The following is a 20204-nucleotide window of genomic DNA, read 5'->3' on the forward strand; positions in this document are numbered from 1 at the left end:
ACTGCGCATGTTCTTGTCGGGGTGCCTTGAAGCAAAGGCTGAGATCGCATAGGTGCGGATCCCGTTGAACCTGATCAGGTTAGCGCCTGCGTAGGGAACAAGATTGCTCGCCTTCCCGGGGAGCCTCTTGTGCCAGGTCCGGGAAAGCATCGGCTGTTTGCAGCCCATGACACCCCGTCTTTGGCACCGCACCCGTCTAGGAGTGCGTCCGCGTCCTTCAGGTTCACCCCGACATTCCACTGCTAGGAAGCCGTCTGGAGAGCCTGTGATGACCCAACAAGAAAAAGCGATGAACCTCAGCGAATCGGCGCAAGTCGATCAGCAGTCCGTGCAGCCGTTTCCGCGCTCGCGCAAGGTCTATGTCCAGGGCTCGCGTCCGGATATTCGCGTACCGATGCGCGCGATCAGCCTGGCCGACACGCCCACCGATTTCGGGGGCGAGCGTAATGCGCCCGTGCTGGTCTACGACACTTCCGGCCCCTACACCGACCCAGAGGTGTTGATCGACGTGCGCAAGGGCCTGGCCGACGTGCGTTCGGCCTGGATCGATGCACGCGGTGACACCGAGCGCCTGAACGGCCTGAGCTCCCACTTCGGCCAGCAGCGCCTGAACGACGCCGAGCTGGCCAAGCTGCGCTTCGCCCATGTGCGCAACCCGCGTCGTGCCAAGCCAGGCGCCAATGTGTCGCAGATGCACTACGCCCGCCAGGGCATCATCACCGCCGAGATGGAATACGTGGCCATCCGCGAGAACATGAAGCTGCAGGAGGCCCGGGCGGCAGGCTTGCTCGATACGCAGCATGCCGGTCACAGCTTCGGCGCCAGCATTCCCAAGGAAATCACCCCCGAGTTCGTGCGCGAGGAAGTGGCCCGTGGCCGCGCCATCATTCCGGCCAACATCAACCACACCGAGCTGGAGCCGATGATCATCGGCCGCAACTTCCTGGTGAAGATCAACGGCAACATCGGCAACAGTGCGCTGGGTTCGTCCATCGAAGAAGAGGTGGCCAAGCTCACTTGGGGCATTCGGTGGGGTTCGGACACCGTCATGGACTTGTCCACCGGCAAGCACATCCATGAAACCCGCGAATGGATCATTCGCAACTCCCCCGTGCCCATCGGCACCGTGCCCATCTACCAGGCATTGGAAAAGGTCGGTGGCGTGGCCGAGGACCTGACCTGGGAGCTGTTTCGCGACACGCTGATCGAACAAGCCGAGCAGGGCGTGGATTATTTCACCATCCATGCCGGGGTGCTGCTGCGCTATGTACCGCTGACCGCCAAGCGCGTCACCGGCATCGTCAGCCGGGGTGGTTCGATCATGGCCAAGTGGTGCCTGGCGCATCACCAGGAGAACTTCCTGTACACCCACTTCGATGAAATCTGCGAAATCATGAAGGCCTACGACGTCAGCTTCTCGCTGGGCGATGGCCTGCGCCCGGGCTCGATCGCCGATGCCAACGATGCGGCGCAGTTTGGCGAGCTGGAAACCCTGGGCGAGCTGACCAAGATTGCCTGGAAGCACGATGTGCAGTGCATGATCGAAGGCCCCGGCCATGTGCCGATGCAGTTGATCAAGGAGAACATGGACAAGCAGCTCGAATGCTGTGACGAAGCGCCGTTCTACACCTTGGGCCCGCTGACCACCGACATCGCCCCTGGCTACGACCACATCACTTCCGGCATCGGAGCGGCCATGATCGGCTGGTTCGGCTGCGCCATGCTCTGCTATGTCACGCCCAAGGAACACCTGGGGCTGCCCGACAAGGACGACGTCAAGACCGGCATCATCACCTACAAGATTGCGGCCCATGCAGCCGACCTGGCCAAAGGTCACCCAGGGGCCCAGATTCGCGACAACGCGCTGTCGAAGGCGCGCTTCGAGTTTCGCTGGGAAGACCAGTTCAACCTGGGGCTGGACCCCGACACGGCGCGTGCCTTCCATGATGAGACCCTGCCCAAGGAGTCGGCCAAGGTGGCGCATTTCTGCTCCATGTGCGGGCCGAAGTTCTGCTCCATGAAGATCACCCAGGAGGTGCGTGAATACGCTGCCCGGATCGAAACCGTGGACGTCTCGGTGGAGCAGGGCATGCGCGAGCAGGCCGAGCGCTTCCGCCAGGCCGGCAGCCAGCTGTACCACAAGGTCTGAGGCCCAGCCTTTGGGCCAAGGTGGGCGCCACTCAGGCCGCGAAGCAGGGACCTGGTTAGCGGCCTGCCTTGCGCCCACCCCAACAATCACATTGCCGAGTGCGAGCAAGCATGACCACGTCCAGTCAATTTTCCCCTGATCATCCCATTCCCAACGGCCAGCGCGTATTCGGTGGCCGCGACCTGTTTTCACTGTGGTTTTCCCTAGGCATTGGCCTGATGGTGCTGCAAGTCGGTGCCATGCTGGCGCCGGGCCTTGGCCTGTCTGGGGCCATCCTGGCCATCGTCCTGGGCACCGGGGTCGGTGTGCTGTTGCTGGGTGCTGCCGGTGTGATCGGCAGCGACACCGGTTTGTCCGCCATGGGTACGCTCAAGCTCAGCCTAGGGGCGCAGGGTGCGCGCTTGCCAGCGCTGCTCAACGTATTGCAGCTGATAGGCTGGGGCGCCTTCGAGATCATCGTGATGCGCGATGCCGCCAGCCTGTTGGGTGCGCGAGCCTTCGGTGAGGGCAGCATCTGGAACAGCCCGGTGCTATGGACGCTGTGTTTTGGCGCGCTGGCCACCGTGCTGGCGGTCAGTGGACCGTTGGCTTTCGTGCGCAAGATCCTGCGGGCCTGGGGCATCTGGCTGCTGCTGGGCGCCTGTGTCTGGCTGACCTGGAACCTGTTCGCCAAGGCCGACCTGGCGATGTTGTGGCAGCGCGGCGGGGATGGGTCGATGTCGCTGGCCGTGGGCTTTGACATCGTCATCGCCATGCCCCTGTCCTGGCTGCCGCTGATTGCCGACTATTCGCGTTTTGCCCGCGACGGCAGGCAGGTGTTCGGCAGCACGGTGGTGGGGTATTTCATCGGCAACACCTGGTTGATGAGCCTGGGGGTGGCCTATACCCTGGCCTTCGCGGCGCAAGGCGAAGTCAATGCCCTGCTGCTGGCGCTCGCTGGGGCGGGCATGGGTATTCCGTTGCTACTGATTCTGCTCGACGAATCGGAAAAAGCCTTCGCCGACATTCATTCGGCGGCGGTCTCCGCCGGCGTGCTGGCACGCGTGAAGGTTGAACACCTGGCCCTGGCCATCGGCGTGCTGTGCACCCTGATCGCCCTGTTGGCACCGCTTGCCCAGTACGAAAACTTCCTGCTACTGATCGGCTCGGTGTTCGCCCCACTGTTCGGTGTGGTGCTGACGGACCATTACTGGGTTCGCCGTCGCAGCATTCCAGCCCATGTGGGGGCGCTGCACTGGCCGGCATTGCTGGCATGGGCGGCAGGCGTGGCGGCGTATCACATCATCGCCGCCCAGGCGCCGGACCTGGGCGCGACCCTGCCGGCGTTGGTGCTGGCAGGTGTGTTGTATGGCGTATTGAACTTCAGCCGCGGCCGGGGAACAGTTCGGGCTTGATCACGCCATTGAGGCGTGGGTAGGGAATTTTCAGCTCCACATGGCCCATGGAATACGGCGCGATGGCGTACACCTCGTACTTCACCACCACCGCGCCGTAGGTCAGAGCGATATGCGGCGAGCGCTTGAATGGCCAGGTTTTGATGAACTCGGCATCCTTGTCCATGCCGACACTCATCAGCCAGGCCCGGTGTGATTCCTCCACCGTCTTCCAGAACGTTTCTTCCTGGCCGGGGACCAGCATGTCCTTCAGGGTCAGGACCTTGTCCAGCTTGCGTGAATAGTTGATGAACGCACGACCTGGCATGCCATGGGCGCCACCGGTATCCAGGTAGCTGGACAGCTCGATGATCACCAGCCCGTCATGCTGTTCGCGTACTTTGGCCTGCAGGTAGCTGCTGTTGCGCTTCTCGGCGTTGGACAGGTAGTGCTGTTCGTAGGCTTGCAGCGTTGTCGGTGCCGCCCCGTGCTGGTTGTCCTCGGTCAGTTGCAGCAGACCCTTTTCGACAATGCCGTCGAGCTTGGGCAACGCCGGGAAATGCACGGTGTCAATATTCACCAACGGGCAATCACGCTCGCTGCAGCCTGGCTTGACGTGTTCCCAGGCTTCGCGCTTGACCTCGAGCGGCGCTCGGTAGTTGGGGGCGAACAGGCTCTGGCATGCGCCCAGCGCCAAGGCCAGCACAGCGATGGATGTCAGTTTGACAAGTGTCATGATGATCCTTGCAAGAACAGGGAAAAGTCGGCCTTTGACCGTCGGCATGGCCTTCAGTTCGCCACTAAGCTAACAGAGACCGGGCCTGCTGTGCCATGTACGCCAACGGTTGTCGCCGGGGGGTGAAACGTGCCAGCGTGCAGAGTAGGATGGCGCGATGCAGCAGCGATGCAACGAGGATTTTCATGTCGGATACGTTGAATTCAGTGCCCCAGGCGGTCGAGATCGTCAAGCGGGACAAGTGCTTCCAGGGTTTTTATAGGCTCGACAAGCTCCACCTTCGCCATGAGCTGTTCGCCGGTGGAATGGGTCGGGAAATCAGCCGTGAGCTGTTCGTGCGCCATGACGCGGTGTGCGTTCTGCCGTACGACCCGCAGCGCGATGAAGTGGTCCTGATCGAGCAGTTTCGTGTGGGTGCCCTGGACAAGGTCGCCAACCCCTGGTTGATCGAGATGGTCGCCGGGCTGATCGACAAGGACGAGCAACCTGAAGAGGTGGCGCACCGCGAGGCCGAGGAAGAGGCCGGCCTGACCTTCAGCGCGCTGTGGCCGATGACGCGCTATTTTCCTTCGCCAGGCGGCAGTGACGAATACGTCCACCTGTTCCTGGGCCGCTGCAGCGCCGAGGGTGCCGGCGGCCTGCACGGGCTGGAGTCCGAAGGCGAGGACATCCGGGTGCGCGTGTGGTCGTTCGAGGATGCCTTGCAGGCGGTACGCGACGGGCGCATCTGTAATGCCGCGACCATCATCGGCTTGCAATGGCTTGCCCTGAACCGCGACGAAGTTCGAGGTATGTGGAAGTGAACCTGTTGCGCGAGCGCTACCGGGTCGACCTGGCCGGGTTGCAGGCCGCCTGCGAGGCCAACTATGCCCGGCTGATGCGCCTGCTCCCGGACATGCGCACCACCCAGAGTTCGCGCAGCATCGGCATGACCCAGGGCGACCAGATGCTGGGCGTGCTGGTGCTCGACGTGGTCCTGGCCTGCCCCTATACCACCACGCTGCGCATACGCCAGGAGCACAGTCTGCCCTGGCTGCCGGTCCCGGTCATGGAGGTGCAGGTGTACCACGATGCCCGCATGGCCGAAGTGGTGAGTGCTGAGCACGCCCGGCGCTTGCGTAGCATCTATCCTTACCCCAACGCCGCCATGCATCAGCCGGACGAGAAAGCCCAGCTGAACCTGTTCCTGGGTGAATGGCTTTCCCACTGCCTGGCCTGCGGCCACGAACTGGTAAGCGCTCGCTGAAAGGAGACGGCCTTGCCGCACTCGAACCCTGCCGGCACCGTTAACGTGGTGCACCTGACCGACGCCCATCTGTTCGCCAGCCCCGAGGGCAGCATGCTGGGCCTCAATACCCGCGACAGCCTGCGCCATGTGGTGCAGCAGGCGTTGCGCGAGCAGCACGACACGCACCTGCTGGTGTGCACGGGGGACCTGTCCCAGGACGCCAGCGTTGCGTCCTACGCAGCCTTTGAGCAATTGACCGCAGGCTTTGCCGCGCCGGCGCGCTGGCTACCGGGCAACCATGACGAAGCGCAGGTGATGGCGCAGGTGGCGCCCGAGTTGGTGCAGCCAGTTACCGACATCGGGGTCTGGCGCATCGTCATGCTCGACACGGCAGTGCCAGGGGCGGCCCATGGTTGGCTGCAGGACGCCCAGCTCAGTGTGCTGGAGGCGGCCTTACGCACGGCAGGGGAGCGCCATTGCCTGGTGTGCCTGCACCATCAACCGGTCGACATCGGCTGCGCATGGATCGCCCCCATCGGCCTGCGCAACGCCGATGCGCTGTTCGCCGTGCTCGATCGTCATCCCCAGGTGCGCGCGCTGTTGTGGGGGCACGTGCATCAGGAATGGGATCAATGGCGCGGCGACCTGCGGCTGCTGGCCACGCCTTCGACCTGCATTCAGTTCGCGCCAGGCAGTGAGGATTTCGAGGTGAGTCAGCAGCATCCTGGCTACCGCTGGATCCGCCTGCATGCTGATGGGACGGTGGACACGGGGGTGGAGCGAGCGCTGGATTTCGAGGTCAGGCTCGATTTCGATAGCCCCGGGTATTGAACCGCGAGGCCGCTCCATAGACCGTGTGGTGCCTGAGCTGACGGGCTCATGGGCTTGTGGGCCCAACTGTCTGGTGCCGTATCAGCAAGCCAGCGCATTGCCGTGTAGATGCCGGTCAGACGCCCATCCCGCCGCTTACACCAAAGCTGCGACTCCTCTCAGTGACTCTTCACCCTGCCCGTCGGGGAATGTGTTTCAGAAAAACCGGCGCGGCGCCAAAACCTTGCGAACGCGATACACTGCGCGTCCCTGCGCCTGCCTACAGGCGCAACGCTACAGCTTTCGGGGAGCAGCATGTCGGGTTCCATCCTTTATATACACGGCTTCAACAGTTCGCCGTTGTCAGCCAAGGCCAGGCAGCTTCAGGCCGTCATGCAGCACCTCGGGCTGATCGACCGGCTGCGCCTGCCAGCGCTGCATCACCACCCCCGCCAGGCCATCGAGCAGCTTGAAGGCTGCATCGCCGAACTGGACGCGCCGTTGCTGGTGGGCAGCTCACTGGGCGGCTACTATGCCACCTACCTGGCCGAACGCCATGGCCTCAAGGCCTTGCTGATCAATCCCGCCGTAGGGCCGCACCGCTCGTTCGACGGCTATCTGGGTACCCAGCACAACCATCACACAGGCCAGGCGTGGGAGTTGACCCTCGACCACGTCCAGGCGCTGGCCGAGCTGGAGGTCCCGCCTCCTGCGGACCCAAGCCGCTACCAGGTATGGTTGCAGACCGGTGACGAAACCCTGGACTATCGCCATGCCGAGCGGTACTACCGCCACTGCGCGCTGCGTATCCAGGCCGGTGGGGACCACAGTTTTCAAGGCTTCGCCGAGCGCCTGCCGGCCCTGCTGGCCTTCGCCGGTGTTGCCCCGACGCAGTACGCTGCACTCGATTTTTCTGTATTTTGATTTTTTTGCATTCACCAGACTGACGACGAGACCCCATGGCCAATCCCAGCGCTAGCGCCTATAACGCAGACGCCATCGAAGTCCTCTCGGGCCTTGACCCGGTTCGCAAGCGGCCGGGCATGTACACCGACACCAGCCGCCCCAACCATCTGGCCCAGGAAGTCATCGACAACAGCGTCGACGAAGCCCTCGCCGGCCACGCCCGTTCGGTGCAGGTCATCCTGCACGCCGACCATTCGCTGGAAGTCAGCGACGACGGACGCGGCATGCCGGTGGACATCCACCCAGAAGAGGGCGTGTCGGGCGTCGAACTGATCCTCACCAAGCTGCATGCCGGCGGCAAGTTCTCCAACAAGAACTACCAGTTCTCCGGCGGCCTTCACGGCGTCGGCATTTCGGTGGTCAACGCCTTGTCCACGCAGGTGCGCGTGCGCGTAAAGCGTGATGGCAACGAGTACCAGATGACCTTTGCCGATGGCTTCAAGGCAAGCGAGCTGGAAGTGGTCGGCACGGTCGGTAAGCGCAACACCGGCACCAGCGTCTATTTCAGCCCCGACCCCAAGTACTTCGACTCCCCGCGGTTTTCCATCAGCCGGCTCAAGCACGTGCTCAAGGCCAAGGCCGTGCTCTGCCCAGGCCTGCTCGTCAGTTTCGAGGACAAGGCCAGCGGCGAGAAGGTGGAGTGGCATTACGAAGACGGCCTGCGCTCCTACCTCGTGGATTCGGTCAGTGACTTCCAGCGCCTGCCCGACGAGCCGTTCTGCGGCAACCTGGCCGGCAACAAGGAAGCGGTCGATTGGGCCCTGCTGTGGCTGCCCGAAGGGGGCGACAGCATCCAGGAAAGCTACGTCAACCTGATCCCCACGGCCCAGGGCGGCACCCATGTCAACGGCCTTCGCCAGGGCCTGCTGGATGCGATGCGTGAGTTCTGCGAATTCCGCAACCTGCTGCCGCGTGGTGTGAAGCTGGCCCCCGAAGACGTCTGGGAGCGCATCACCTTCGTGCTGTCGATGAAGATGCAGGACCCACAGTTTTCCGGGCAGACCAAGGAGCGCCTTTCCTCGCGTGAAGCCGCCGCCTTCGTTTCAGGCGTGGTCAAGGATGCCTTTAGCCTGTGGCTCAACGCCCACCCGGAGCTGGGCATGCAGTTGGCCGAGTTGGCCATCAGTAACGCCGGGCGCCGCCTGAAAGCCAGCAAGAAGGTCGAGCGCAAGCGCATCACCCAGGGCCCGGCACTGCCGGGCAAGCTGGCCGACTGCGCAGGCCAGGACCCAATGCGCGCCGAGCTGTTCCTGGTCGAGGGCGACTCGGCCGGCGGTTCGGCCAAGCAGGCGCGTGACAAGGAGTTCCAGGCGATCCTGCCGCTGCGCGGCAAGATCCTCAACACCTGGGAAGTGGACGGCGGTGAAGTACTCGCCAGCCAGGAAGTGCACAACATCGCCGTCGCCATCGGCGTAGACCCAGGTGCCACCGACCTGGCCCAGCTTCGCTATGGCAAGGTGTGCATCCTGGCCGACGCCGACTCCGACGGCCTGCACATCGCCACCTTGCTGTGCGCGCTGTTCGTGCAGCATTTCCGGGCACTGGTCGAAGCCGGTCACGTGTATGTGGCCATGCCGCCGCTGTACCGCATCGACCTGGGCAAGGAAATCTACTATGCCCTGGATGAAGCCGAACGAGACGGCATTCTCGACCGCCTGGTGGCAGAGAAAAAACGCGGCAAGCCGCAGGTCACCCGCTTCAAGGGCCTGGGCGAGATGAACCCGCCCCAGTTGCGCGAAACCACCATGGACCCCAACACCCGGCGCCTGGTCCAGCTCACCCTGGACGACGTGCAGACCACGTGCGAGCTGATGGACAAGCTGCTGGCCAAGAAGCGTGCAGGTGATCGCAAGGCCTGGCTGGAAACCAAGGGCAACCTGGCCGAGGTCATGGTTTGATTCGTTGGCTCCTGGCGGCTTGCCTGCCGCTGGTGGCCTTGCCGACCTTGGCAGACACCTGGCCTGAACTCGAACTGATGGGCGAGCACCCCGTCGATGGCATGCGTGCCGGTAACCTGTCGGGCCTTGCGCAATGCCGCGGCAGCTTGTGGGGTGTCTCGGACCGCGACGACGACCGTATTTACCGTTTCGAGCTCAAGGACGGTGCATGGCAGGCGCAGGCAGTGGCCTTTGACCCCCCACCGGTGCCGGAAAGCGGCTTGCCATGGGGGCTGAAGATGCGGACCTGGCTGGCGTCGTGGCTGCGCGGTGGCGACCTTGACTTCGAGGGCATCACCTGTGACCAGGCCGGCAACCTGTACCTGGTCAGCGAGGCGCATGCCGCCGTGCTGCAACTGCCTGTTTCGGGCACGCCAGACTGGCTGAAGATCGATTCGGCCATGGTGCGCCAGGCGCGCGCCAGCGGCATGCTGCTGAACTTCAATGCGCTGTTCGAGGGTGTGGCCGTCAACCCTGCTGGCGATCGCCTGTGGCTGGCCGGCGAGCGTGAGCGCCGCGGGCTGGTGGCCATCGAGCGCCAACAGTCGGTGTGGGCCTGCGGGCCCCGCTGCGTCCTGTTCAGCGAAGCCGGTGTAGAGATGCAACCGCCGCAGATACCCGATGCGCGGCCGGTTTCACGGGACTTCGCCGACCTGGCCTGGTTCGACGGCAAACTGTTCACGCTCGAGCGCAATGCCTATCGCATCTGTCGCCGCGATGCCGACAGCGGCCAGGTCGAGCGCTGCTGGTCATTTGCGGCCGACGCGTTGACCGAGCCGCGCCGCTATGACCAGCTGTTCGGTGTGGCCGAGGCGCTGGTGGTCGACGCCGAGGGGGCGTGGATCGGCCTGGACAACAATGAAGGCGCGCGTGCCGATGGCGAGCGCCGACCGATCGTCTGGCGCTTTGCGGCCCCTGCCGGCGGCTGGAGCGCCAAGCCGTGAGTCAGGCACCGGGCAGACGGGCGGGCAGGGTGCTGATGATCCTGGCCTGGGCGGCGGCGCTGTTTCTGGCTACGCGCTTCTTCGGGCAGTGGGAAGACCGCCAGCGCAATCCCAATGCGCAGGTCCAGTCCTCCCACGGGCAAGGGTTCGTCGAGGTGCGCCTGCTGGGCAATGGCCAGGGCCACTTCGTGGCCGATGGCGCCATCAATGGCCAGGTGGTGCATTTCATGCTCGACACCGGTGCCACCGATGTCGCCATACCCGAATCCCTGGCCGACGGCCTTGCGCTCAGACGTGGCAGCCCGGTAACCGTCAGCACGGCCAACGGTCGCACGCAAGGCTATCGCACCCAGCTGGACAGCCTGCAATTGGGCGATATCCACCTGCGCGACATCCGCGCGATCGTGGTGCCGGGCCTGGATGGCACCACCGTGCTGTTGGGCATGAGCGCCTTGAAACAACTTGAATTTACCCAGCGCGGCGGCACCATGCTGCTGCGCCAGAACCTGAAATGACGAGGCTCGCATGAGCGAACTACAAGACAGTCTGGACGGCGTCGAACGCCGCTCGTTGGCTGACTTCACCGAACACGCCTACCTCAACTACTCCATGTACGTGATCATGGACCGGGCCCTGCCGCATATCGGCGATGGCCTCAAGCCAGTGCAGCGGCGCATTGTCTACGCCATGAGCGAGTTGGGCCTGGACGCCGATGCCAAGCACAAGAAGTCGGCGCGTACCGTGGGCGATGTGCTCGGCAAGTTCCACCCTCACGGGGACTCGGCCTGCTACGAAGCCATGGTGCTGATGGCGCAGCCCTTCAGCTACCGCTACACATTGGTGGACGGCCAGGGCAACTGGGGCGCGCCGGACGATCCCAAGTCGTTTGCCGCCATGCGCTATACCGAAGCACGGCTGTCGCGTTATGCCGAGGTGCTGCTTGACGAAGTCGGCCAAGGTACCGTGGATTGGGTGCCCAACTTCGACGGCACCTTGCAGGAACCGGCGGTGTTGCCTGCGCGCCTGCCCAACATTCTGCTCAACGGCACCACCGGTATCGCCGTGGGCATGGCCACCGATGTGCCACCGCACAACCTGCGTGAGGTGGCCAGTGCCTGCGTGCGTTTGCTCGACGAGCCAAAGGCCACCATCGAGCAGTTGTGCGAGCACATTCAAGGGCCCGATTACCCGACCGAGGCAGAGATCGTCACGCCTCGGGCCGACATCCTCAAGATGTATGAAAGCGGGCGCGGTTCGATTCGCATGCGTGCAGTGTACCGGGTCGAGGATGGCGATATCGTCGTCACGGCGTTGCCGCACCAGGTGTCCGGCGCCAAGGTACTGGAGCAGATTGCCGCACAGATGCAGGCCAAGAAGCTGCCGATGGTCGCTGACCTGCGCGATGAGTCCGATCACGAAAACCCGTGCCGTATCGTCATCATCCCGCGCTCCAATCGCGTGGATGCCGACGAGCTGATGCAGCACCTGTTCGCCACCACCGACCTTGAAAGCAGCTACCGGGTCAACGTCAACATCATCGGCCTGGACGGTCGTCCGCAGCTGAAGAACCTGCGGGCGCTGCTGCTGGAATGGCTGGAGTTCCGTACCGGCACCGTCCGGCGCCGCTTGCAGCATCGTCTGGACAAGGTGGAAAAACGCCTGCACTTGCTGGATGGTTTGCTCACTGCCTTCCTCAATCTGGACGAAGTGATTCATATCATCCGCACCGAGGAACACCCTAAGCAGGCGCTGATCGCCCGCTTCGACCTCACCGAGATCCAGGCCGATTACATCCTGGAAACCCGCCTGCGCCAGCTCGCCCGGCTGGAAGAAATGAAGATCCGTGGCGAGCAGGACGAGCTGCTCAAAGAGCAGGCCAAGCTGCAGGCGCTGCTGGGCAGCGAGGCGAAGCTGCGCAAGTTGGTGCGCAGCGAATTGCTCAAGGATGCTCAAACCTATGGCGACGACCGACGCTCGCCGATCGTCGCGCGGGCAGAAGCCAAGGCGCTCTCCGAAAACGAGCTGATGCCGACCGAGCCCGTCACGGTGGTGCTGTCGGAAAAAGGCTGGGTGCGGTGTGCCAAGGGCCATGACATCGATGCCACGGGCCTGTCGTACAAGGCCGGGGATGGGTTCAAGGCCGCAGCCGCGGGGCGCTCGAACCAATTTGCCGTGCTCATCGATTCCACCGGCCGAAGCTACTCGGTGGCTGCCCACAGCCTGCCGTCAGCCCGTGGCCAGGGCGAGCCCCTGACCGGGCGCCTGACGCCACCACCGGGCGCCACCTTCGAGTGCGTGCTGCTGCCCGAAGACGATGCGCTGTACGTGGTGGCCTCCGACGCCGGCTACGGGTTCGTGGTCAAAGGTGAAGACCTGCAGGCCAAGAACAAGGCTGGCAAAGGGCTGCTCAGCTTGCCCAACGGCGCCAAGGTGATGACGCCGCGACCGGTGCTCAACCGGGAGCAGGACTGGCTGGCAGCCGTGACCACCGAAGGCCGTCTGTTGGTGTTCAAGGTCAGTGATTTGCCGCAGTTGGGCAAGGGCAAGGGCAACAAGATCATCGGCGTGCCCGGTGACCGGGTCGCCAGCCGGGAAGAGTATGTCACCGACCTGGCCGTGGTAGCCGAAGGGGCTACGCTGGTGCTGCAAGCCGGCAAGCGGACCCTGTCACTCAAGGGCGATGACCTGGAGCACTACAAGGGCGAACGCGGCAGGCGCGGCAGCAAGCTGCCACGTGGCTTCCAGCGGGTCGATGGGCTGCAGGTCGAATTGCCCGCCTGACCGTCAGACAGGCCCGCAATGGCGATTTCACCGCCGTTGCGGGCAGAAATGCTGGAGTCGAGCACTCATTTCGCGGATGATATGCCCCCTGCGGTGCCGGCGTAGCCGTGTGCCCGTTTGAATCCATACGTATCACTGCGGCATGCCTGAAGGCAGCCGCCTGGATGGGATGATGAAATTTCTGCGCCTTCCCTTTGCGCTGTTGATGACGGGTCTATTGGGCCTTGGCGGGTGCACCATGCACCAGCCGGTTGCCTTGTACCAGCTCGACAGCGGTGATCCTGGCCAGCCGTCGCAACACGCGGGCATGGCCGTCGTGCTCGGCCCGGTTTCGGTGGCCGACTACCTGCAACGTGAGACGTTCCTGCAACGCCAGGCCGACGGCAGCCTCAGCGCCGCCACCGACGGGCGCTGGGCGGGCAGCCTGTCCTCGGACATCGACCAATTGCTGGTGCGGCAGCTGGCCTGGCGTCTGGATAGCCAGCGCGTGGTGCTGGCGCCGGCGACGGCAGGTTTCAGCCCGGACGTGCAAGTGCTGCTGTCGATCACGCGGCTGGACTCTGGCAAGAACCAACCCGCGGTTCTGGATGCACAATGGCGTGTGCTCGACCGCCGTGGCCAGGTGCGCGACAACCGCATCGTGCATTTGGAGCAGAAGCATGAAGGTAGCGAGGCCTCGCAGGTACAGGCGCAAGGTCAATTGCTGCAGAAGCTGGCCGAGCAACTGAGCACTGCGGTGAAGCCGTTGGCAAACCAGCCGGCCATTGCCGAAGCCGCACCCAAGAAGCCTGCAGCGCCTGTGCAGGTCAAGAAGCAGCCCGAGAAATCCAAAATCCCGATGGCCTCGCCGATTCGTACCGACATGGAAGTGTATCGGTTCTAACCGAAGGCCAGGCATGAAGAAGCCCGCATCAAGGCGTAATGCTGTTCATTTAGGGCCGCTCCGCGACCCATCGCGGCACAAGGCCGCTCCCACAGTGACTGCGTGACGCTTGAGTTAGCGGGCTCACTGGGCATCGTGGGAGCGGCCTTTGTGCCGCGATGGGCCGTGAAACGGCCCCAACACGCTTAAGTGAACAGCATTAGCATCAAGGCGGGCTTTTTCGTGGGCGCTGTACAGGGCCGCGCAGCGACCCTGTAATGGCTCAGGCGCGGCGTTCGTGCATGCGGGCCAGTTGGCGTTCCAGCATCGAGGGGTACGGCTCCATCAGGCGCTCCACGCAGCATGCCCCTTCCGGGCTTGCGATTGGGCGAATGCGAGCTCGCTGGCGGATCAAACCGTCGTCGTTGACCTTACGCTCGACCAGCAGCAGGTTGCGGCTGTGTTGAGACAGTGCCAGCGCGTCCTGCACCTTTTCAGCCATCAGCAGGTCGACCAGTTCCAGGCCATCGAGGTCATTGCTCATGGCAAGGCCCAGTTGCAGTTGCAAGGTGATGCCGCTGTCAGCGACGTCGATCTGCAAGGCATGGCCCAAGGCGCGTAGCAACTCGCCGCAACAGATGGCATTGGTGAGATAGTCCTCGCCGCACTGGCGGCTGTGGAACAGGACCAACGTACTGCCGTCGTTGAGGGTGTGGGTTTCGCCCTCGTACAGCGAGGCCGCATGCTCCAGGCACTCCTGATAGCGCTCGGTCAGCTCGGTCAGGCGGGTGCGCGGCAAGCGCCGCAGCTGCTCCTGGGAACCCAGTTGCACGGCAAGCACCGCGCTGAACTGAGGCTCATCGGACTCCACTTCGACCGCGTGTGCCGGTGCGTCGTCGTCCAGCAGGCCGGCGAACGCCTCGTCGTCATCGTCCGCGCTCGTGACGGTAGTGCGCTGAGCAGGCTTGGAAACGGGGGCGGGCGCGTCATCGAAATGCTCGTCGTCCTCAGGCTCCGGTTCCGGCTCTGGCGGAGGCGGTGGGGCCAAGCGGGCATGCAGTTGCCGGGCGATGTCGCCGATCTCGTCCTGGCGGTCGGTGGCGGGCGTGTAATACTGCGGATCGCGCAACCAGACCCGCAGTTGCAGCAGCGGCAAGGTGATGAATCGGCCTTGGCGCAGGCTCAGGGTCAGGGCAAGCACCAGCAGAATGGCCGCCAGGATGGCCATGCTCTGCATGCTGATCAACATGGGCTGCTGGAACTGGCTCATGTCCAGGCTCATGCGCAGTTGCCCGGCAGCCACGTCCTGGAAGGTGATTTTGGTCTGATAGACGCCCTCGGCCTCACCCAGCAGGCTGTTGCGCGGCCGCTGGCCTGCCTCGGCGAGGATGCGGTTGTCGACGCTGTAGATGGCGGCGTGTGCCACCAGCGGGTTCTTCACCAGGTTGCCCAGCAGCACGTTGAGGCTGAGGATATCGTTGGCCACCAGCAACTCGGTCGCCGACGTCGCCGTCTGGGTCGTCAGGCTCTGGCCCACGGCATCGGCCTGATCGTGCATGGCCTGTTTGAACTGCAACCCCATGACGCAGGCATAGATCACCAGCGCCAGGGCCACCAGGAAGATGTTGGTGCAGGCGATGCGCAATGCCAATGGCACGCGACGTTGACTCAGGGCGCGATAGATCATCAGGAAGAAATTGTCTGTTTTGACTGAGGTGGGCCGGTTCACTGAGCTCGGCTCTTAATGGCATGAAGTGGGGGGGAGTATAGCGACCCGGGTTTTGTCGGCAAAGTAGCGTTAGCGCCCGATGGTCACGGAAAATCGGTAGAATGCGCATTTTTCATCGAAGTCGGAGCCTGGTTGTGCGCGAAATCGTCCTGATCAACATCACCGGTGAGGACCGCCCCGGTCTTACTGCTGCCATCACTGGCGTCCTGCTGCAGGGCGGTGTGAGCATTCTCGATATCGGCCTGGCGGTGATGCACGGCACATTGTCGTTCGGCATCCTGGTGGATATTCCGGATAACGAAGTGGCGACCAAGCTACTGCAGAGCGTCCAGGCCAAGGCGCACGAGCTGAACCTGCAGGCGCGCTACACACCGATTTCCGAAGCGGACTACCAGCACTGGGCCGATGGCCATGGTGAAGCACGGCACGTGGTCACCCTGCTCAGCCGCAAGATCTCGCCAGACCAGTTGCAGCGTGTCAGCGCCATCATCAGCCAGCACGGGCTGACCATCGAGCGCATCGAGCGCCTGTCGGCCCGGGTGGCCCTGGACGCGGACACCAGCAAGGGCAAGGCTGCGGTGGAGATTTCGGTTCGCGGCGAGCCTGACGATGGCCAGGCGTTGCGCGCCGAGTTCTTTGCCTTGTCCGAGGCCCTGAGCATCGACATCGCCTTCCAGCGGGACGACCTGTTCCGCCGCAACCGCCGCCTGGCCGTGTTCGACATGGATTCGACCCTGATCGAGGCTGAAGTAATCGACGAGCTGGCCAAGGCCGCTGGCGTGGGCGAGCAGGTCGCGGCGATCACCGAGCGGGCCATGCGTGGCGAGTTGGACTTCCGGGCCAGCTTCAAGGAGCGCATGGCGCTGCTCAAGGGCCTGGATGTCAGCGTGCTGGATGAAATCGGCGCATCGCTGCGTTTGACCGAAGGTGCGGAAAACCTCTTTGCCGAGCTCAAGCGCCTGGGTTACAAGACCGCCATTTTGTCGGGTGGCTTCACCTACTTCGCCCGCCAGGTACAGGCGCGCCTGGGCATCGACTACGTTTTTGCCAATGAGCTGGAAGTGGTCGATGGCAAGGTGACTGGCGTGGCGGTGGAGCCTATCGTCGATGCCCAGCGCAAGGCCGAGCTGCTTCAGCAACTGGCCAGCGAAGAAGGCCTGCAGCTGGAACAGACCATCGCCGTGGGCGATGGCGCGAACGACTTGCCGATGCTGGCGTTGGCGGGGCTGGGCGTAGCTTTCCGCGCCAAGCCGCTGGTGCGGCAGTCGGCCAAGCAGGCAATTTCCACGCTGGGCCTTGATGGCGTGCTGTACCTGCTGGGCCTGCGCGATCGCGACACACGCGGCTGATATAGCCTGCGCTTGCGCAAAGCGGCCCCAGGGCTCTGGCGCTAGCGCCCGAACCCTGGGGCCACGTCTCAGGCCATTACGCCTGTAACGGCGTGGCCAACAGCTGGCCCATGCGCACGGCCGAGGCGGCGCCCACGTGTTCGGCCCATTTGACCTGATCGGGGCCGAACAGCACGATCGCCGTCGAGCCCAACTTGAACCGACCCAGCTCGGCGCCTTTTTCCAGGTGAATCGGCGCACGGCTGGCGTCGTCGTAGCGGAAGGTCTTGAGCTCGCGCTTGGGCGGCGTGATCAGCCCTGCCCAGACGGTCTCGATGGAAGCCACGATCATGGCACCGACCAACACGACCGCCATCGGGCCGCGCTCGGTGTCGAACAGGCAGACCACCCGCTCATTGCGAGCGAACAGTTCGGGCACGTTTTCTGCGGTGGTCTGGTTGACCGAGAACAGCCGCCCCGGCACGTAGACCATCTCGCGCAACGTGCCTGCCAGCGGCATGTGCACGCGGTGGTAGTCCTTGGGTGACAGGTAGACAGTGGCAAACTCGCCGCCCATGAAGGGGGCCGCCATGGCCGGATCGCCGCCCAGCAGTTCCTGTGCGCTGTAGCTGTGGCCCTTGGCCTGGAAGATGCGGCCGTGCTCGATCGGTCCCACCTGGCTCACTGCACCGTCGGCCGGGCACAGGATGGCGCCGGGGGTCTGGTCCAGGGGGCGTGCGCCGGGTTTCAGGGCACGGGTGAAGAACGCGTTGAAGTGCTCGTAGGCGGTCAAGTCTTCGACCAGCGCCTCACGCATGTCGACCTGGTAGCGCTTGGCAAACCAGGCGGTGAAGGCGTTCTTGAACCAGCGGGCGCGGCACTCGGCAACGCAGCCGGCCAGGCGCGACAGCAGGTGATGCGGCAGCAGGTACTGGCTGATGATGAACAGACGGGATTTCATTCAGGTTCCTTAAACTTCGACAGGCGTGTCCGGGTGGTTGCCCCATTCGCTCCAGGAGCCAGCGTACGCTTTGACTCGCGGGTAGCCGAGGGCCTTTGCCACCAGATAAGTGAAGCCGGAGCGGCGATGCGTCTGGCAGTGGGTGATCACTTCCTTGTCAGGCGTGATACCAAGGGACTGCAGCACTTCGGCGATGTCCGGGCGGATGCGCAGATGGTCGTTGAGGTCCATGCCGGCGGTCCATTCGAAATTGACCGCACCGGGTATGTGCCCGCCTTTGGCCGCGAGCATTTTTTCGCCGGTGAATTCCTGTGGGGCGCGAGCATCCCAGATTGCCAGGTCATCGGCGCCCAGGCGGCTTTGCAGGTATTCGCGGGTGGCGGTGGGTTCCGGATGCAGGTGCAAACTCACCGGCTGGGTACCCTTGGCAGGCACATCGGTACTGAGCCGGTCGGCAGGCCAGGTCTGGATGCCACCGTTGAGGTAGTGGTACCGGGTGTGACCGATCACATCGAGCAGCCAGATGAAGCGGCCAGCCCAGCCACCGCCATCATCGTCATACACCACATAGACGGCATCGCTGCGGTGGCCCAGTTCGCCGAACAGCTTTTCCAGGTCGCTCAACGGCGGTAGCAGCCCCGGTGCAGGCGGCTGACCGAGCTGAGTCCGCTTGCCCTCGACGAAATGCGCGCCCGGGATATGCCCGCTGACGTAACGATTGGCGCTGCTGAGGTCGACCAGGATCAAGTCGGGCGAGCCCAGGCGTGGCAACAGGTCGGCGGCTTCGATCACCAGCGGCAGGCCGGAAAAGTCGGTCATCCACGGTCTCCAGTGTGCAAAGAGGCGATTGTAGCGCAAGGCTCAGCCCTTGCGGTTGGCAAACACCGATAGCGCCCGTTCGATGCATTGCGAGGTTTTGCCAAAAGCCTGCACGCTGATGTCGGCCAGGGGCCGGCACCCTTGGTCGGCCACCAAGAGCATCAGCACCTGGTCATTGACCGCCAGCGAGCGCAGCAGCACATGCTCGCCTCGGAACAGGGCACGCAAGGGCGGCGGCAACAACGAGGCGAACTGGGTGTGGTTTTCGGGTGTAATGCGCAGTTGCCCGGCCTTGGACATCAGCTTTTGCAGCAGCTTATTCGCCGCCACCGGCAATATCAGGCTGCTCGCCTCTTTCGCTAGCCCGGCTGCCTGCTGCACGCGCAGGCAGTCATTGGCACGGTCCAGGCCCAGCAGCAGCAGGCGTTGCATGCCGCACGCCAGTACCGCTTCACGGGCCTGGGCCGCCAGGTGCACGGTATTGGTGAAAGGACTGGGCTGGGCCAGCAAGTCCTGGCAGAGCGACCGCCAGCGCGCCAGTTCTTCGGCGGTGGGGGGCGGGGGCGCCAGCATGTCCGGGTGGGGGCGGCGTTGATGCCAGGGCCAGATCAAGGCCTCGGCAGGGTGGAACAGTGCTAGGCGCGCATGACGCCTGGCACTGGCCGCAGCTTGTTGGTGAACCTGCTGTTGAACATCTTCGAGCGAGGTCTGCAGGTAGAGTGCGGTCAGCAGTTGCCAGCGCAGCAGGTGGGGATTGTCCCAGCCCACCTGCGCTGCCAGTGCCAGGTTGTTGGCCAGCAGCACGGTGTTGGCCGGTTGGTTGAACCAGCGCCGCAGGCCGGGCTCGGCATCGAGCCGGTGTTGTTGATTGAGCAGGTCTTCGTCCCGAGCGATGTTCAACACCTGGGCAAGCTGGTCGCGCTCCTCGAGCAGCAGGCGATAGCCCTGGGTCACCCATTGCGGCAGGCGCCACTGCTGGGCCACGGCCTGGCACAGCGCCATGATGCGAACACCGAACAGCTCCTGCTCGACAATGGCGGCGTCTTCACCTTTATGGATGACCCGCAGCTCCCAGGTGTCGAGCAGCTTCGGGTGGGCCAATGCCAGCGGCCATAACGGGGACAGGAACAGCAGGCTACCCCAGTGAATTTCCTGCCACAGCCGCGCCAGACGGCTGGCGAACAGGCCGCTGGCCTGCTGCGAGGCATGCTGGCTGATCAACTGGAACTGGCGCAGCACCGGCGGGATGTCTTCGATCGGCAGGGCTGGCAGGCGCCTGAGCAGGAGAGCGCTACGCTCAAGCCCCAGGCGATTGAGGGCGATCTCCAGGCTTTCGGCCGGCTCGGCCTGGCTGGCGTTGGTCGGGTGGTTGGCTTCGCGCATCACCGAAAGCACCAGGGCCGGGCTGTCCTGCATCAGCTCGGCGATGTCGCGCAATGAACGCCGGTTATCGTTGATGGCCGCCATGACCCGGTCGTAGCTGTGCTTGGGCACAGGAATGCGCACACTCTCCAGCAACTTCACCCAAGCCTCTAGCGTACGCGGGGCCTGGCCGGATACCTCGGTTTCGATTGGCATTTT

General features: G+C 63.9%; 17 protein-coding genes and 1 riboswitch. Of the genes, 12 read left to right on the forward strand and 5 right to left on the reverse strand.

Going from position 1 to position 20204, the window contains the following annotated elements; genetic code table 11:
* The first annotated feature begins 7 nt into the window (after nt 1-7).
* A riboswitch (TPP riboswitch) is annotated at nt 8-114 on the forward strand.
* A 154-nt stretch (nt 115-268) separates the two neighbouring features.
* Both thiC and cytX read left to right on the forward strand, forming a co-directional pair.
* On the forward strand, nt 269-2149 hold the full coding sequence (gene thiC, locus NMB38_RS02045; RefSeq protein WP_027913976.1) for a phosphomethylpyrimidine synthase ThiC: 1881 nt from the start codon (nt 269-271) through the stop codon (nt 2147-2149).
* A gap of 110 nt (nt 2150-2259) precedes the next feature.
* Nucleotides 2260-3543 (forward strand): putative hydroxymethylpyrimidine transporter CytX, encoded by a 1284-nt coding sequence (gene cytX, locus NMB38_RS02050; RefSeq protein WP_027913975.1) that lies wholly within the window; start codon nt 2260-2262, stop codon nt 3541-3543.
* Here the strand turns inward: cytX and NMB38_RS02055 are convergent.
* A complete protein-coding gene (locus tag NMB38_RS02055; protein WP_345956526.1) occupies nt 3512-4258 on the reverse strand; it encodes an RsiV family protein in 747 nt (248 codons plus the stop codon). The two genes, cytX and NMB38_RS02055, sit on opposite strands and share 32 nt — an antisense overlap.
* 185 nt (nt 4259-4443) lie before the next feature.
* Between NMB38_RS02055 and NMB38_RS02060 the strand changes: the two genes are divergently transcribed.
* From NMB38_RS02060 to NMB38_RS02100, 9 genes are all read left to right on the forward strand, one after another.
* Nucleotides 4444-5061 carry an NUDIX domain-containing protein gene (locus tag NMB38_RS02060; protein WP_023532940.1) on the forward strand — a complete coding sequence of 206 codons (618 nt, stop codon included), beginning with the start codon at nt 4444-4446 and terminating at the stop codon, nt 5059-5061.
* Nucleotides 5016-5504, forward strand: a complete 489-nt coding sequence (locus NMB38_RS02065; RefSeq protein ID WP_219858223.1) for a DUF1249 domain-containing protein — start codon at nt 5016-5018, stop codon at nt 5502-5504. The genes NMB38_RS02060 and NMB38_RS02065 overlap by 46 nt, the downstream gene beginning before the upstream one ends.
* A 93-nt stretch (nt 5505-5597) precedes the next feature.
* Nucleotides 5598-6317 (forward strand): 3',5'-cyclic-AMP phosphodiesterase, encoded by a 720-nt coding sequence (gene cpdA, locus NMB38_RS02070; protein WP_232097643.1) that lies wholly within the window; start codon nt 5598-5600, stop codon nt 6315-6317.
* Nucleotides 6318-6611: 294 nt separating this feature from the next.
* A complete protein-coding gene (locus NMB38_RS02075; RefSeq protein ID WP_027913971.1) occupies nt 6612-7220 on the forward strand; it encodes a YqiA/YcfP family alpha/beta fold hydrolase in 609 nt (202 codons plus the stop codon).
* Between the two features lie 35 nt (nt 7221-7255).
* Nucleotides 7256-9160 carry a DNA topoisomerase IV subunit B gene (gene parE, locus NMB38_RS02080; protein ID WP_027913970.1) on the forward strand — a complete coding sequence of 635 codons (1905 nt, stop codon included), beginning with the start codon at nt 7256-7258 and terminating at the stop codon, nt 9158-9160.
* A complete protein-coding gene (locus tag NMB38_RS02085) occupies nt 9157-10143 on the forward strand; it encodes an esterase-like activity of phytase family protein (RefSeq protein WP_027913969.1) in 987 nt (328 codons plus the stop codon). The genes parE and NMB38_RS02085 overlap by 4 nt, the downstream gene beginning before the upstream one ends.
* Nucleotides 10140-10658 carry a retropepsin-like aspartic protease family protein gene (locus NMB38_RS02090; protein WP_345956527.1) on the forward strand — a complete coding sequence of 173 codons (519 nt, stop codon included), beginning with the start codon at nt 10140-10142 and terminating at the stop codon, nt 10656-10658. The genes NMB38_RS02085 and NMB38_RS02090 overlap by 4 nt, the downstream gene beginning before the upstream one ends.
* A 10-nt stretch (nt 10659-10668) precedes the next feature.
* Nucleotides 10669-12924: a DNA topoisomerase IV subunit A gene (gene parC / locus NMB38_RS02095; protein WP_027913967.1), complete on the forward strand. Its 2256-nt coding sequence runs from the start codon at nt 10669-10671 to the stop codon at nt 12922-12924.
* 172 nt (nt 12925-13096) lie between these two features.
* Nucleotides 13097-13807, forward strand: coding sequence for a PqiC family protein (locus NMB38_RS02100; RefSeq protein WP_023532908.1), 711 nt, complete (start codon nt 13097-13099; stop codon nt 13805-13807).
* Between the two features lie 262 nt (nt 13808-14069).
* Here NMB38_RS02100 and NMB38_RS02105 read toward each other — a convergent pair whose 3' ends face one another.
* Nucleotides 14070-15515 carry a histidine kinase gene (locus NMB38_RS02105; RefSeq protein WP_027913966.1) on the reverse strand — a complete coding sequence of 482 codons (1446 nt, stop codon included), beginning with the start codon at nt 15513-15515 and terminating at the stop codon, nt 14070-14072.
* Nucleotides 15516-15649: 134 nt separating this feature from the next.
* Here NMB38_RS02105 and serB point away from each other — a divergent pair, with 134 nt between their 5' ends.
* Nucleotides 15650-16864: a phosphoserine phosphatase SerB gene (gene serB / locus NMB38_RS02110; protein ID WP_058604066.1), complete on the forward strand. Its 1215-nt coding sequence runs from the start codon at nt 15650-15652 to the stop codon at nt 16862-16864.
* A 76-nt stretch (nt 16865-16940) separates the two neighbouring features.
* Here the strand turns inward: serB and asd are convergent, their stop codons facing one another.
* From asd to NMB38_RS02125, 3 genes are read right to left on the reverse strand one after another with little or no spacing between them, the layout of a single operon-like run.
* A complete protein-coding gene (gene asd / locus NMB38_RS02115) occupies nt 16941-17804 on the reverse strand; it encodes an archaetidylserine decarboxylase (protein ID WP_027913964.1) in 864 nt (287 codons plus the stop codon).
* A 9-nt stretch (nt 17805-17813) separates the two neighbouring features.
* A complete protein-coding gene (locus NMB38_RS02120; protein WP_027913963.1) occupies nt 17814-18623 on the reverse strand; it encodes a rhodanese-like domain-containing protein in 810 nt (269 codons plus the stop codon).
* 42 nt (nt 18624-18665) lie between these two features.
* On the reverse strand, nt 18666-20201 hold the full coding sequence (locus NMB38_RS02125) for an HDOD domain-containing protein (protein WP_027913962.1): 1536 nt from the start codon (nt 20199-20201) through the stop codon (nt 18666-18668).
* Nucleotides 20202-20204 lie beyond the last annotated feature (3 nt).

Source organism: Pseudomonas sp. FBCC-B35, assembly GCF_059133755.1.